The 14,002-nt window shown below is 75.3% G+C and carries 11 protein-coding genes; 6 read left to right on the forward strand and 5 right to left on the reverse strand.

The window, feature by feature from the left end:
- Nucleotides 1-176: 176 nt before the first annotated feature.
- Nucleotides 177-716 (reverse strand): hypothetical protein, encoded by a 540-nt coding sequence (locus EJA20_RS07580; protein ID WP_129337552.1) that lies wholly within the window; start codon nucleotides 714-716, stop codon nucleotides 177-179.
- A complete protein-coding gene (locus tag EJA20_RS07585; protein WP_129337553.1) occupies nucleotides 713-2,170 on the reverse strand; it encodes an alkaline phosphatase in 1,458 nt (485 codons plus the stop codon). The genes EJA20_RS07580 and EJA20_RS07585 overlap by 4 nt, the downstream gene beginning before the upstream one ends.
- A gap of 166 nt (nucleotides 2,171-2,336) precedes the next feature.
- On the opposite strand from EJA20_RS07585, the gene EJA20_RS07590 reads away from it, so the two are divergent.
- The 3 genes from EJA20_RS07590 (at nucleotide 2,337) to EJA20_RS18635 (ending at nucleotide 4,901) form a co-directional block, all read left to right on the forward strand.
- Nucleotides 2,337-3,470 (forward strand): ATP-binding cassette domain-containing protein, encoded by a 1,134-nt coding sequence (locus EJA20_RS07590; protein WP_240675180.1) that lies wholly within the window; start codon nucleotides 2,337-2,339, stop codon nucleotides 3,468-3,470.
- A gap of 483 nt (nucleotides 3,471-3,953) precedes the next feature.
- A complete protein-coding gene (locus EJA20_RS07595) occupies nucleotides 3,954-4,367 on the forward strand; it encodes a nitroreductase/quinone reductase family protein (protein WP_129337555.1) in 414 nt (137 codons plus the stop codon).
- Nucleotides 4,368-4,733: 366 nt separating this feature from the next.
- Nucleotides 4,734-4,901 (forward strand): hypothetical protein, encoded by a 168-nt coding sequence (locus EJA20_RS18635; protein WP_164983881.1) that lies wholly within the window; start codon nucleotides 4,734-4,736, stop codon nucleotides 4,899-4,901.
- A 167-nt stretch (nucleotides 4,902-5,068) separates the two neighbouring features.
- Here EJA20_RS18635 and uxaC read toward each other — a convergent pair whose 3' ends face one another.
- From uxaC to uidA, 3 genes are all read right to left on the reverse strand, one after another.
- The gene (gene uxaC, locus EJA20_RS07600; RefSeq protein ID WP_129337583.1) at nucleotides 5,069-6,532 is read right to left on the reverse strand and encodes a glucuronate isomerase; all 1,464 of its coding nucleotides are present in this window, start codon (nucleotides 6,530-6,532) and stop codon (nucleotides 5,069-5,071) included.
- A gap of 2 nt (nucleotides 6,533-6,534) precedes the next feature.
- Nucleotides 6,535-8,007, reverse strand: coding sequence for a glucuronide transporter (uidB, locus tag EJA20_RS07605; RefSeq protein WP_129337556.1), 1,473 nt, complete (start codon nucleotides 8,005-8,007; stop codon nucleotides 6,535-6,537).
- 143 nt (nucleotides 8,008-8,150) lie between these two features.
- Nucleotides 8,151-9,947, reverse strand: a complete 1,797-nt coding sequence (gene uidA, locus EJA20_RS07610) for a beta-glucuronidase (protein WP_129337557.1) — start codon at nucleotides 9,945-9,947, stop codon at nucleotides 8,151-8,153.
- A gap of 121 nt (nucleotides 9,948-10,068) precedes the next feature.
- Here uidA and EJA20_RS07615 point away from each other — a divergent pair, with 121 nt between their 5' ends.
- The 3 genes from EJA20_RS07615 to manD all read left to right on the forward strand — a co-directional run bounded on the left by EJA20_RS07615 (nucleotide 10,069) and on the right by manD (nucleotide 13,957).
- Nucleotides 10,069-11,106, forward strand: a complete 1,038-nt coding sequence (locus EJA20_RS07615) for a LacI family DNA-binding transcriptional regulator (protein ID WP_129337558.1) — start codon at nucleotides 10,069-10,071, stop codon at nucleotides 11,104-11,106.
- Between the two features lie 129 nt (nucleotides 11,107-11,235).
- Nucleotides 11,236-12,660 carry a mannitol dehydrogenase family protein gene (locus EJA20_RS07620; protein WP_129337559.1) on the forward strand — a complete coding sequence of 475 codons (1,425 nt, stop codon included), beginning with the start codon at nucleotides 11,236-11,238 and terminating at the stop codon, nucleotides 12,658-12,660.
- A 58-nt stretch (nucleotides 12,661-12,718) separates the two neighbouring features.
- On the forward strand, nucleotides 12,719-13,957 hold the full coding sequence (manD, locus tag EJA20_RS07625; RefSeq protein ID WP_129337560.1) for a D-mannonate dehydratase ManD: 1,239 nt from the start codon (nucleotides 12,719-12,721) through the stop codon (nucleotides 13,955-13,957).
- Nucleotides 13,958-14,002: the final 45 nt, after the last annotated feature.

Genomic DNA, 14,002 nt, shown 5'->3' on the forward strand with positions numbered 1-14,002 from the left:
CTCGTCGGTGGGACGCCCGTGGAGGACCGTCGGGGCCGCCGCCACGGACGGCGCTCCCCTCGGCACGGGGACGTGGGCGTGCGACGGCCCGGGTCCCGTCGTGCGGGTCCCGGGCCGTCGCGTGCCGTGCCTGCCGTGCGTGCGGTGCCTGCCGCGGGCGGCGCGGCGGAGGGGTCCTACTCGTTCACGAGCACGGGGACCGCGACCGTGGCGGACGCGTCCGCCGGCACGGGCACGGGCGGCGCGACGTCCACGGGCAGCCCGATGACGCCGGCCGCGCTGTGGTGCTCCTCGGCGTCCTCCGGGTCGACCACGTGGCGCACGCTCGTGACCAGCGCGCCGGCCGCGTCGTACCAGGCGACCTCGAGCTCGAGCTCGAGGAGCTCGCTGACGTCCTTCGTGACGTCGGCGGCGGCGACGACGTGCCCACCCTCCTCCAGCCGCAGCTCGCGGAGCTCGATGCGGTCGGTGAAGGGGCCGTCGAGCACGACGACCGTGCCCGCCGGGGCCGGTGCGTCGAGCGCCTCCGCCGCGGCCGGTGCCGGGGCCGGGCTGCTCAGCGCGACCTCCCGGGCCTGCCCCGCGACGTCCACGGTCGCCGCGTCCGGGGTCGAGCAGCCGGCGAGCGCGACGACCAGCGCGCCGGCGAGCCCGGCCACCGCGAGGGGCGCCGAGGTCCTGCGGACGGGCGTCCGCGCGGTGGCCGGGGTCCTCACGGGGTGCTCAGCGCCTTCGTGGCGGCCAGGATCTTCCCGTACAGGTCGGTGTTGTCCTGGTTGCCGGAGAAGATCTCCGAGCCCTTGCCACCGGCGAACAGCGGCACGTCCGCGCCGGTGTGGTTGCCGGAGAGGTAGGTGAGCCACAGGCTCGCCTCGGGGCTGCCGTCCTCGACGCCGGCGGGGTCGTCGGCCGTGCGGAACGTCGCCGGGGCGAAGTTCGTCGGGTCGGCGGAGCCGGAGCCGTTGACCGGGCCGGTGGAGCGCTCCGGGTCGAGCGCGCCGCTCTCGGTGCGCACGGGCGTCTCGGTCGAGCTCGTGCCGCTCTGGTTGCCGGGGGGCGTGACGGCCTCGGCGTTCGTGTAGGAGCCCTTGCCGATGATGTTGAAGCCGGCGCACTCGTGGTCCGCCGTGACGATGACGAGCGTGTTCTTGTCCTTGGCGGCGAACCTCTTCGCCACCGCGATCGCGTTGTCGAACTCGATGGTCTCGCCGATGGTCTGCGCCGCGTCGTTCGCGTGCGAGCGCTTGTCGATGTTGGCGCCCTCGACCTGGAGGAAGAAGCCGTTCTGGCGTGCGTCGCGGCTCTTGGCGAGGAGGCCGATGGCCGCCTGCGTCATCTGCGACAGGCTCGGCTCCTCCTGGACGGCGGGCGTGGGGAACGCCTTGGCCTTGTTCACCTCGGGCGTGAGGTTGCCCGTGTTGAACAGCCCGATGACCCGCTGCTCGGAGCCGTCGCGCACGGCCTGCAGCTCGTCGCCGGTCGCGACCTGCGCGCCCAGCTCGCCGAGGACGGTGTACCCGTTGCCCTCCATGACGGCCTGGTCCTCGGCCGTGAAGCGGTTGTTGCCGCCGCCGAGGATCACGTCGGCGACGTCGTTGCGGGCGATCTGCTGCGCGATCGGCAGGTACGGCTGGCCGCCGAGGGTGCCGCAGCTCTCCAGGGAGTACGTCGGGCCCTGGCAGCCCCGCAGCGCGGCGTGCGAGAACTGCGCGGCCGGGGTCGCGTCCGTGACCTCGGCCGTGGAGACGTTGCCGGTCCGCATGCCGGCGCCCTTGGCCTGCTCCATCAGCGTCGGCAGGATCTCGCCGTACGCGTCCACGCCGATCGCGGCGTTGTAGGTCTTCCGGCCCGACGACCACGCGGTGGCCGCGGAGGCGGAGTCGGTGACGAGCTCCGGCGTGTCGGACTCGGGCAGGACCGCCCAGGTGCTCACCGCGCCGCGGACGGGCAAGGTCTCCATGTCGAGCTGGCCGGCGGCGCCGACGGCCACCTGGCGGGCGGCGTCGACGTGGGTCTGACCCATGCCGTCGCCGATGAACAGGATGACGTTCCGGGCCTGCTCGCCCGGAGCCGGTGCGGCGGTGGCGGCCGCCGGTGCGGCGACCGAGGCGACTAGCGTGGCGCCGAGGCCGAGAGCGAGTGCGCCCCGGAATCCGACAGGAGTGTGCACGAGGGGTCCCCTTCGTCCGTGATGCCCGACCTGGGCACCACCGCGGCACGCTAGGCAGGCCAGGTGGCGCCGGTGCGTCCGGAGCGGGGCGGCGGGGTGAACTCGGGACGCCCGGTGTGCGCCGGGTGAGGGGGACGGAGGCGGCGCGGTGGACGGCAGAGGCCTGGTGCGCCGACCGCCCGAGCCCCTGCGCTTCGCGCTGCCCTCCCCGCGCCGGGCGCCGACGCCCGTGGTCCTGTCCGTCCGTGGCGCGCTCGTGCCCGGGCGTCTGGAGGTGGCGGCGCTGGACCTCACCGCCGACGTTGCCCTGCTGGTCACGGGCGCGAGCGGCTCGGGCACGTCGACGCTGCTGAACCTGCTGCACCTGCTGCACCTGCTCGCCGGCGACCTGGCGCGGGCGAGGGGCCGCGTCGACGGTGCACGGCGTGTCGAGGTGGCGCTGCTGGAGCAGGACGTGCGGCTCTCCGCGGACCCCCGCGCGCCGCGGGGGCTCTCCACGGCGGTGACGGCGGACCGGCCGGACGCGCCGCCGCTCGCGCGCCTCGGGCTCGTGGGTCCGGCCGACCTGGACCGGCCCCTGCGCGAGCTGTCGGTGGGCCGACGCCGACGTCTCGTGCTCGCCCTCGTCGTGGCGCGGTCCCCGCACGTGCTGCTCCTGGACGAGCCGACGAACCACCTCTCCGTCGGCCTGGCCGAGGAGCTGGTGGACGCCCTCGACGTGGCGCCCGCCGCCGTGGTCGTCGCCTCCCACGGCCGCCGGCTCCGTCGGCGCCGGACCGGTGCCCGTGCCGAGCTCGTCGCCGGACGGCCTCGCGGACCGCTGGTCGCGGCGGCCCGGGCGTCGCCCTGCCGCTCGTCCTGCCAGGACCCGCCGCCGGGCGGCGTCGGCCGGTCGTCCTCGACGGGGCTGGGTACCCCGGGCCGGCAGGAGCTGGGGGAGTCGCCGCCGACCCGGGTCCGACCCCAGCGTGGCAGTGTCGGGCCCGGACGGCGCGGCGAGCCCGTGCGCGGTGGGGACCGGTCCGTGCGCGCCGTCACGGTGCGTGGCCGGGACGGTGCCGGGCTGCGGTCGAGGCGGGCGGTGGATCAGGGCTCGTGGTCGCGCCGGATCCACAGGGTCTCCGCCTCGGCGGCGGTGACGGACTCGCCCGCCGAGCGCGGGCGGGTCCAGCGGCGGGTGCCGCACCGGGCGCAGCGCCAGTGGGGTGCGCTGTCGGGTCCGGCCCCGACCCGCCGCCACCCGTGGTCGACGAACGGCAGCTCGCACACCCACCACCGCCGCGTCGGGGCCCGCTCCTGACCGCGTCGGACGGTCCACGCCCCGACGGCGGTGGAGACGACGAGCGCGGCCAGCACGACGAGGACCAGGGCGCCGCCCAGCGTGCGGTGCAGGTCGACCGCGACCGCCGCGACCGCGAGCGCGGAGAGGACGAGCACGACGACGACCCGGAAGCGCAGCAGGTGCCGGTCGTGGGCCACGTCGACCGGAGGCGGGGCATCGGGCACGGCTCCGCCTCCTCGACCCCAGCGCGGGCAGCACGAGGAGGCGTCGGCGCTGGGACCTCCGAGCGTGGCACCGGCCGGTGCCGGGGCACAAGGTCCGGCGCACCGCGGGGCCGCCGCCCGACCCACCGCGGCGGCGGACCGGGGCCCCCGGTCTCTCGCGCCGGGCGCCACGGCCGGAGCCTTGACGGGCCGGTCCTGCGGGGACACGCTCGCAGGGTCACCGGCGACGGGCGCCGCGACGGGAGGCCGGGACGTGGCTCGACGAGGACGTGCGCTGGTGCGGGGCGCGATGGCACTGGCGGTGCGGCTCTACCGCTGGTCCGGCGGGCGCGTGGGCGGCACGGCGAAGGGCGGCACGCCCGTGCTGCTCCTCACGGTCGCGGGCCGCTCCACGGGCGTGCCCCGCACGACGCCCGTGAGCTGGTTCGAGCACGAGGGCGGGTACCTCGTCGTCGGCTCCGGCGGCGGGTCGGCCGACGAGCCCCAGTGGTTCCGCAACCTGCGGGCCGCCCCCCGTGCCCACGTCGAGGTCCGCTCGGAGCACCAGGACGTGACCGTCCGCGTCCTGCCGCCCGACGAGCGCGACCGCGCCTGGTCGCAGGTCGTCGTGGCGCGCTCCCCGGGCTTCGGGGACTACGCGGCCAAGGCCGGCCGCCCGATCCCGCTCGCGCACCTCGTCCCGGTGACCTGACCGCGCTGCCGCGGGGTCGCCGCGGTCCACCGGGCACGGGCGCTCCCGGAGCCGGTCGGTGTGCACCGTCGGCGGGCGAGGACGACGAAGGCCTGGCTCGGGGTCCGAGCCAGGCCTTCGTCGTGCTGTCGCGGCACTACCGGACCCCGGAGGAGGGTCCGGACGTCTGGGCTGACGACGCGTGGTCCTGGCGCAACCGCAGGGCGACCCGGCGGACGCAGCGTCGGCTGGTGGAGATGCCCCGGCCAGCGCGTGCAGCGCCTTCCGCGACTTCTCCCGGCCACAGCACCCCGCACTCCAGCACGGCACCGCCGGCGGCGCCGTAGCCGTGGCTGTTCTTCCCGGCTCGGCTGCCACCCCTGGAACATGCCGATCCCGGGTACCACGAAGCAGCACCGACTGGCCGAGAACGTCGCCGCCGTCGACGTCGAGCTCACCGCGCAGGACAGGGCCGACCTGACTGCGGCCTCCGACGGGCTCCCGGCTCAGCCCGACCGCTACCCCGAATCCAAGCAGCGCATGATCAACCGCTGACCCACGAGTCAGCGCGGGCGTACCTGCTCGACAGCACGGCCGGCCGGAGCGCAGCTGCGACCGTCGGGCTCTGCACCCGAGGGTCGCGTCCGACGTCGGGCGACCGTCGGCGCCCGTGTCGTCCTGTGGACCGCTCCGACCCGAAGGACGCGGTCCCCCCCAGCCCGCTAGAGCCCGAAGACCTCCGCCGGCCGCCCGACGACGAGGTCGACGAGGGCCTCGGCGGCCTCGTCCTCGTCGAGGCGGTGCTCCGCCACGAGCCCTGCCAGGAACCCGGCGTCCAGGCGGCGCGCCATGTCGTGCCGGGCGGGGACGGACAGCAGGGCTCGCGTGTCGTCGATGAAACCGCTCGTCCGGCGCAGCCCGGCGATCTCGGTGACCGTCTCGCGCCACCGCCGGATGGAGGCGGGGGCGTCGAGGAACCACCACGGCGCCCCGACGTAGACCGACGGGTAGAAGCCGGCCAGCGGGGCGAGCTCGCGCGAGAGCACGCTCTCGTCGAGCGTGAAGAGCACCAGTCGCAGGGACGGGTGGGTGCCGTAGCGCTCCAGCAGCGGTCGCAGGGCGTCGGTGAAGGCACCCGGCAGCGGGATGTCGTGACCGGTGTCGGGGCCGAACCGGGCGCTCGTCGGGCCGTGGTGGCCCCGCCGCACACCCGGGTGGAGCGTCATCGTGAGCCCGTCCTCCGTGGACATCCGGGCCATCTCCAGCAGCATGTGCCGGCGCAGGGCCGTCGCCTCCGGGACGGTGACCGTCCGCGCCCGGGCTGCGGCGTAGAGGCGTGCGGCATCGGCCGGGGAGAGGGGCTGCGTGCCGACGTCCTCGTGGCTGTGGTCCGCCGACACGGCGCCGTGGCGGCGGAAGTGCGCGCGCCGCAGCTGCATCGCCTCGACCCAGCCGTCCCACGTGCCGGCGTCGACCCCGGCGGCATCGCCCAGCCGGTCCGTGTCCGCACGCCACGACGGCCGGCCCGGTTCGAGGTAGCGGTCCGGCCGGAAGGTCGGCACCACACGGGTGCGGACGGTCGGGTCGTCCCGGAGAGCGGCGTGCGCCGCGAGGTCGTCGGCCGGGTCGTCGGTGGTGGCCAGGACCCGGATGCCGAACCGCTCGAGGAGTGCCCGGGGGCGCAGCCCCGGCGTGGTGAGCCCGTCCGCGACGGCGTCGTAGAGCGAGTCGGCGCTCTCCGACGACGGGCGGGTGGTCAGTCCGAAGGCGTCGTGCAGGCTCTGCTCGAGCCAGTAGCGCACCGGGGTCCCCGCGAACACGGCCCAGTGCCGGCACAGCAGCCGCCACGCGGCTCGGGCCGCGGTCTCGTCGAGCGGCCCCTGCCCCACGCCCAGCTCCTGCAGCGGCACGCCCGAGGCGTGCAGCAGCCGCGTGACGTAGTGGTCGGGCGTGAGGAGCAGGGCTGCCGGGTCCCGGAAGGGCGCGTCCTGCAGGAGCAGCCCGGCGTCCACGTGCCCGTGCGGGGACACGATCGGCAGGTCGGCCACCTCGGCGTGCAGCGCGCGGGCCAGACGACGGACGCCGGGGTCGGCCGGCAGCAGCCGATCGGGATGAGGTGCGGGGCCGGTGACCTCTCCGACCGCCGTCCCGTTCGCGGTCCCGGCCGCGGTCCCGGCCGCGGTCATGGTCACGCCCCCTCGCGTGCGGCGGTGGCGTCCGTCGTCGCGGCGGTGCGGGCGGCGCGGCGCTCGGCGACCTCCGCGACCATCGCGGTGAAGCGCTGCTCCGTCAGCGGGTAGGCGAGCATGATCAGCACGCCGATCCCGATGAAGACGGCGGGGACGAGGCCGGCGACGAGGCGGATCCCGTCCATGGTGCCGGCGGCCTGGCTCGGTGCTCCCGCCACGTAGCCGACGAGCCCCAGCCCGTAGGCCGCGGCGGCACCGCCGACGGCCTGGCCGACCTTGCGGGTGAAGGAGAACGCCGCGTAGGTGGTGCCCTCGGTGCGCACGCCCGTGCGCCACTCGCCGTACTCGACCGTGTCCGCCTCGAGGGCGAACATGAGGGTGTTCACCGCGGCGACGGCGATGCCGTAGAGCGCGAAGAACCCGATGGCCACGACCGGCAGGGTGGGCGGGGTGAAGGCGATCCCGAGGCCGGCGACCGCACCGAGGCCCCCGCCCAGCACGTATCCGCGCTTCTTGCCGACGGCGCGCACGAGGCGCGGCATGAGGGGGGCGACGACGAACATGAGGCCGGTGCTGACCAGGGTGAGGACGATGAAGAGGTTCGCGTCGCCCAGGACGTCGCGGGCGTAGTACGCCTGCAGCGTCTGCAGCGTGAACATGCCCGTCAGGAAGGACAGCGCGCTCAGGCACAGCAGCAGGAGCGGGCGGTTGCCGCGCAGGGTGGCCAGGCTCTGGCGCAGAGTGACGTGCGCGACGTCGCGGACCACGTCCTCCCGCGCCGTGCGGAACACGAGCAGGTAGAGGCCGAACCCGACGACGACGAACAGGCCGGTGGTCAGGGTGAGCGACTGCTGCAGGTCCTCGGCGTCGCGGATCTGCGGGGCGACGACGAACGCGAGCAGGATGATCGTCGCGGCGGTGCCCATGAGGCGGAAGCTCGCCAGTCGCGTGCGTTCGGCCGGCACCTGGGTCATGGCCGAGGCCAGCGAGCCGTAGGGGATGTTGACCAGGCTGTAGGCCAGACCCAGCGCCGCGTAGGTGACGTACGCGTAGATGAGCTTGCCGGTGCCGGACAGGCCGCCCGGCACCGTGAAGGTCGCCATGGACAGCAGCAGCAGCGGCAACGACCCGAAGAGGATGAAGGGGCGGAACTTGCCCCACCGCGTCATGGCGCGGTCCACCTGGCGGCCGGCGAAGATGTCGGCGAAGGCGTCCCACACCCGCACGACGAGGAACAGCGTGCCCGCCGCCGCGGCGGAGATGCCCACCACGTCGGTGTAGTAGAGCAGCAGGAACATGGAGCTCATCGAGAAGGCCAGGTTGTTGGCGGCGTCGCCGGCGCCGTAGCCGAGGTACGACGACAGCCGCAGCCGGCCGGCCGTCGTCGCCGGGGTGCCGGCGGGGGCGGCGCCTGCGGTGCTGCTCGTGGTGGTGCTGCCGGTCGAGGCCGGTGCAGCGGCGGTGCTGCTCATGGGTGCTCCTCGGGAGGGCCGCGACGGCGCGGCGCGTGGGCGGGTGTGGTCGGGCCGGGGCCGGCCCCGGGCGGGCCCCGGCCCCGTGCGCGCGAGGGCGCGCGGTCGGGCGGTGGGTCGGACGGTCCGTCCGAGGGGTCCGGTCAGGGGGTGCGGTCGGCCTTCGGGTTCCACCGCCGGCGCAGGGCGTGCGCGGCGGCCTTGGGCCGGCGGTCGCGGGTGAAGACGCCCTTCTTGTTGCCGTCCACCCGGAACACGCTCGTGGACGACGTGGCGAAGTCGGCGAAGTTCCAGACCTGCTCGCCCACCACCGCGTCGACGGCGTCGAAGACCCGGTGGTTCATCTCGAGGTAGGCGACCTGGTACTCCTCGGACCACGGCTGGGGGGTCAGCGAGTGCAGGCCGGTGACGGTGTCGGCGCCGTACTCGGTGATGATGATCGGCTTGCCGTCCGTGGCCCACGCCGTCAGCTCCGCGAGCCACGCGGCCTCGGCGCCGACGAGGTCGCCGGTGTGGGTGTACCAGCCGTAGTACCGGTTGAGCATGACGACGTCGGCCAGCTCGGAGACCCGGCAGGTGCCGTGCGGCGCGAGCATGACGTTGACGAACCCGACCGGTCGGGTGGTGTCGAGCTCGCGGGCCAGCGCGAAGAGGGGCTCGAAGTAGGCGCGCGCCTCCTCGGTGTCCGACTCGGGCTCGTTCGCGATGGACCACAGGATGACGCTGGGGTGGTTCTTGTCCCGGGCGAACAGCTCGCGGATGGCCTGCGCGTGCGCCTCGCGGCTCTCCTCGTTCACGGTCTCGGGGGAGAACGTGGTGTAGCCCTGGCCGCCGAAGATCCCGCCGGCGAGCTTCATGTTCTGCCCGACGGCGGCCACCTCGTCGATGACGAGGACGCCCTCCCGGTCGGCCATGTCGTAGACCTCGTCCGCGTAGGGGTAGTGAGAGGTGCGGAAGGAGTTCGCGCCGATCCAGTCCAGCAGCGCGAAGTCGTGCACGAGGTAGGCGTCGTCGTGGCCCTTGCCGCGCACCGGCGAGTCCTCGTGCTTGCCGAAGCCGGTCAGGTGCACGGGTGCGCCGTTGAGCAGCAGCTGCGTGCCGCGCACCTCGACGGTGCGGACCCCGACGCTCTGGTGGTAGTCGTCGACGACCTCGCCGTCCGGGGCGACGAGCTCGACGTGGGCGTCGTAGAGGTAGCCGTCGCCGACGCCCCAGCGGTGCACCTCGGGCACGACGAGGGTCCCGGCGGCCCCGGTGGCGGTGGCGACCGCCCGGCCGTCGGCGTCCCGCAGCGTGACGTGGACCCCGTGCTCCTCGTCGCCCGCGGTGACGGTGGTGTAGGCCACCACGCCGTCGGTGCCGTCGAGCGTCGTCACGACGGTGACGTCCTCGAGGTGCGTGGCGGCCGTGCTGGTCAGCCACACGCTGCGGTGCAGCCCGGCGTAGTTGAAGAAGTCGTGGAAGTACTGCTGCCGGCGGCCCGCGGGACCGTCGTGCACCACGCCCGGAGGGATGGTCTGGAAGGTGAGCTCGTTGTTCACCACGACGCTGACCCGCAGCTCCTGCCCGGGGCGGACCCGGTCGGTCACGTCCGCCTCGAAGGGCGTGTACCCGCCCGTGTGACGGGCCACCTCAGCGCCGTCCACGTACGCGACGGCCGCGTGGGTGGCGGCGTCGAAGCGCAGCACCACGCGGCGCCCGGCCCAGCCGCGCGGCACGCGGACGGTGGTGGTGTACCAGGCGTCCCCGACGTGGTCGCGACCGACCGAGCCGACGAGGACGTCGTTGTAGCTCGCCGGGACGGGCATGGGCCGGGCCCCCGGCAGCGGACCGGCGGCCCAGCCCTCGCGGCGGCCGTCGCCGGCGGCGTCGAGGCGGAAGTCCCACACGCCGTCGAGGCGCTTGCTGTCGCGGGTGGCGGTGTCCTGAGGACGCAGCATCGTGTGCTCCTGTCGGGTCGGCCGGGCGTCGTCGCCTCCGGCACTGGGTCCATTGGCCACCCGCGGCCCGTGGGGGGACAAGCGGTTGCCACGACTTGCCGTGGGCTCGTACGGTCCGGAGGTGGCACGGGCGCGAGGGCGCGACGAGCGGCGGAGCCCGACGATCTACGACGTGGCGGAGGCCGCCGGCGTCGCGGCGTCGACCGTCTCGCGCGCGTTCTCCCGCCCCGGCCGCGTCAACGTCGACACCGCCGCCCGCATCCACGCCGCCGCGGCCGAGCTGGGGTACCGCGCCAACCCCCTGGCGCGGGCGCTCCCCACCGGGCGGACGTCGATGCTGGCGCTCGTCGTCTCGGACGTGACGAACCCCTTCTTCTTCCAGATCATCCGCGGCGCCGAGGGCGCGGCGACGGAGGCGGACCGCACGCTGCTGGTCGCCGACGTGCACGAGTCCGTGGCCGCGGAGCGCCTCGCGCTGGACCGGGCCCTGCCTCTGGTGGAGGGGGTGGTGCTGGGCACCTCGCGGCTGTCCGACGCGGCCATCCGTGTGGTCGCGCGCGAGCGGCCGACGGTGGTGGTCAACCGGGTCGTCGCGGGCGTGCCGTCCGTCGTCACCGACAACGCCCGCGGTGCGCGCGCCGCGCTCGAGCACCTCGCGGCCCTCGGCCACCGCAGCGTGGTCTACGCCGCCGGGCCGGAGGCGTCCTGGGCCGACGGGATGCGCTGGCGCACGCTCCTGGAGGCCGCCCCGGACCTCGGGGTGAGGGTCCACCGCACGGATCCGCTGGCGCCGACGCTGGCCGGCGGCGAGGGGGCGACCACCGCGGTGCTGGGGACCCGCGCGACGGCGGTGGTCGCGTACAACGACCTCGTCGCGATCGGGCTCCTGCGCGGGCTCGCGGCCGCCGGGGTCGGCGTGCCGCGGGACGTCAGCGTCGTCGGCTTCGACAACATCTTCGGCGCGGACTTCTGCACGCCCGCCCTCACCACCGTCGCCGCGCCGCTGTCGGCGCTCGGCCAGCACGCCGTGCGCACCCTGCTCGAGGGGCTGGGCACGCGGACCCCCGCCGGCGTGCGGCCTGCCCTGCTGCCCGCGCAGCTGGTCGTGCGCGGGTCGACCGCGCCGGCGCGGGTCACGGCCGGCCTCCGTCGCCGCTGACGCCGGCGCGGGCGGCCGCGGAGGGTCGCGTCGGTGCAAGCCGTGGCAACCGGTGGCCACCGGGTCCGGTCCTGCGGTTCGGTCGTCCTGCCGCCACCGAGGGCGGCCGACGACGAGGAGGACCGGACCATGGATGCCACCACCGGCTGGGGGCGCACCGCGCCGCCGCCGCCCGTCCGCCACGTGCACCTCGGGCTGGGCGCGTTCGCCCGGGCGCACGCCGTGGTCTTCACCGACGCCGCCAACCAGCTCGTCGACGCCCCCGAGCGCTGGGGGGTCGCGGGCTTCACGGGCAGGTCCGGCGGGGTCGCCCGGACGCTCGCCGCCCAGGACGGCCGCTACCACCTCGTCGTCCGCGGCGCCGAGGGGGACGCGATCGGCGTCGTCGACGCCCTCGTCGAGGCCCGGGACGGCGCGGACGCCGACCGCTGGCGCGACCGCCTGAGCCGTGCGGAGGTCGGCGTCGTCACCCTCACGGTGACGGAGACCGGCTACCGGGCGACGGGCACGGGAGCCGACGCGGTGCTGGACACCGTCGACCCCGAGGTCCGAGCAGACCTCGCGCTCCTGCGCAGCCCCGACGCCTCCGCCGGGGGAGGACCGGCCTGCCGCACCGCTCCCGGCCGGCTCGTCGACGGGCTCCGTGCCCGCCGCGCGGCCGCGGCCGGTCCGATCGCCCTGGTGCCGTGCGACAACCTGCCCGCCAACGGCGTGGTCCTGCGAGCCGTCGTGCGCGGCATGGCGGCCCTCGTCGACGAGGCGCACGCCCGGTGGATCGACGCGCACGTGTCCTTCGTCAGCACCGTCGTCGACCGCATCACGCCGGCGACGGTCGAGGCCGACCGCACCGCGGTGCGCGCCGCCACCGGGACCGACGACGCCGCCCCGGTCGTGACCGAGCCCTTCCGCGAGTGGGTCCTGGCCGGCGAGTTCCCCGCGGGCCGCCCCGCCTGGGAGCAGGCCGGCGCCCGGTTCGTCCCGGACGTCGCGCCGTACGAGCGCCGCAAGCTCTGGCTGCTCAACGCCGGCCACTCCCTGCTGGCCTACGCCGGGCTGCCGCACGGGCACCGGACCGTCGCGGACGCCGTCGCCGACACCGCCATCGGTGGCCGGCTCGAGGCGCTGTGGTCCGAGGCCGCCGCCGTCCTCGGCCTGCCGGAGGCGGAGGTGGAGGCGGCCACCACCGCGCTGCGGCACCGGTTCGCCAACCCCCGGATCGAGCACCGGCTCGAGCAGATCGCCCGCGACGGGTCCCAGAAGCTCCCCGTCCGGGTCCTGGACGTGGTCCGTGCCCGACGCGCTGCCGGGCTCCCCGTCGGAGGCGCCGGCGTCGAGGTGCTGGCCGACTGGGCCGCGCACCTGCGTCGCTGCGACGTCGCCCACGCCGACCCCCGGGCCCTCGAGCTCGCGGAGCGGCTGCGGACCGCCGCCCCGGCCGACGTCGCCGCGCTCGTGGTGGCAGCCCTGGCCCCCGACCTGGCCGCCGACCACGCGTTCGTCGACCGGCTCGCCGCCGCCGTCGACGCACGGCTCGCGGTCCCCGCCACCTCCTGACGGCACGCCCGACCTCCCGCACACCGACCGTTCCCACCCCCAGCACCGGAGAGACACCATGAAGATCGTCACCGCCGACGTCGTCGTCACCAGCCCGAACCGGAACTTCGTCACCCTGCGTCTCGTGACCGACGACGGGCTCGTGGGGCTCGGGGACGCGACCCTGAACGGCCGCGAGCTCTCCGTCGTCGCCTACCTGCGCGAGCACGTCGTCCCGCTGCTCATCGGGACCGACGCCGCGCGCATCGAGGACACCTGGCAGTTCCTCTACCGCAGCGCCTACTGGCGCCGCGGCCCCGTGACGATGGCGGCCATCGCGTCCGTGGACATGGCGCTGTGGGACATCAAGGGCAAGGCGGCCGGCATGCCGGTCTACCAGCTGCTCGGCGGCGCCAGCAGGAAGGGCCTCATGGCCTACGGGCACGCCTCCGGAGCGGACCTGCCCGAGCTGTTCGACTCCATCCGCCACCACCAGGAGCTGGGATACCGCTCCATCCGGGTGCAGACCGGCGTGCCCGGGCTCACGAAGATCTACGGCATCGCGTCCCAGTCCCGTCCCGCCGAGGCCGGCGCGGAGCGGTACGACCACGAGCCCGCCCAGCGCGGCGCGCTGCCGGCCGAGGAGGACTGGGACACCCGCTCCTACCTCCGCCACCTGCCCGGGGTCTTCGAGGCGGTCCGCCACGAGTTCGGGCCCGACCTGCCGCTCCTGCACGACGGCCACCACCGCATGACGCCCGTCCAGGCGGCGCGGCTCGGCAAGGCCCTGGAGCCGTACGACCTGTTCTGGCTCGAGGACTGCACGCCCGCGGAGAACCAGGAGGCGCTGCGCGTCGTCCGGCAGCACACGACCACGCCCCTGGCCATCGGCGAGGTCTTCAACACCGTCTGGGACTTCCAGGGCCTCATCCGCGAGCAGCTCATCGACTACGTGCGAGCCGCCTCCACCCACTTCGGCGGTATCAGCCCGCTCCGCAAGGTCATGGACTACGCCGCCCAGTACCAGATCAGGTCCGGGTTCCACGGGCCCACGGACATCTCGCCCGTCGGGTTCGCGGCGCAGCTGCACCTGGGCCTGGCCATCCACAACTTCGGCATCCAGGAGTACATGCAGCACGGCGAGCGCACCAACCGCGTGTTCGACCAGGGCATGACCTTCGTCGACGGTCACCTGCACCCCGGCGACCGGCCAGGGCTCGGCGTCGAGCTCGACGTCGACGAGGCCGGGAAGTTCCCGTACGAGACCGCCTACCTGCCGTACAACCGGCTGGCGGACGGCACCGTCCACGACTGGTGAGCGCCGCGGCGCCTCCTCTGCCGCGCCGGCTGCCACGGACCCACC

Origin of the sequence: Cellulomonas endophytica (assembly GCF_004123805.1) — a bacterium.
GTDB lineage: Bacteria > Actinomycetota > Actinomycetes > Actinomycetales > Cellulomonadaceae > Cellulomonas > Cellulomonas endophytica.

Excerpts from the sequence above, each read along its gene's own strand:
- uidA (WP_129337557.1), bottom strand. The coding sequence starts at position 9,947 with ATGCTGCGTCCTCAGGACACCGCCACCCGCGACAGCAAGCGCCTCGAC.
- EJA20_RS18635 (WP_164983881.1), top strand. The coding sequence starts at position 4,734 with ATGCCGATCCCGGGTACCACGAAGCAGCACCGACTGGCCGAGAACGTC.
- manD (WP_129337560.1), top strand. The coding sequence starts at position 12,719 with ATGAAGATCGTCACCGCCGACGTCGTCGTCACCAGCCCGAACCGGAAC.
- uxaC (WP_129337583.1), bottom strand. The coding sequence starts at position 6,532 with ATGACCGCGGCCGGGACCGCGGCCGGGACCGCGAACGGGACGGCGGTC.
- uidB (WP_129337556.1), bottom strand. The coding sequence starts at position 8,007 with ATGAGCAGCACCGCCGCTGCACCGGCCTCGACCGGCAGCACCACCACG.
- EJA20_RS07620 (WP_129337559.1), top strand. The coding sequence starts at position 11,236 with ATGGATGCCACCACCGGCTGGGGGCGCACCGCGCCGCCGCCGCCCGTC.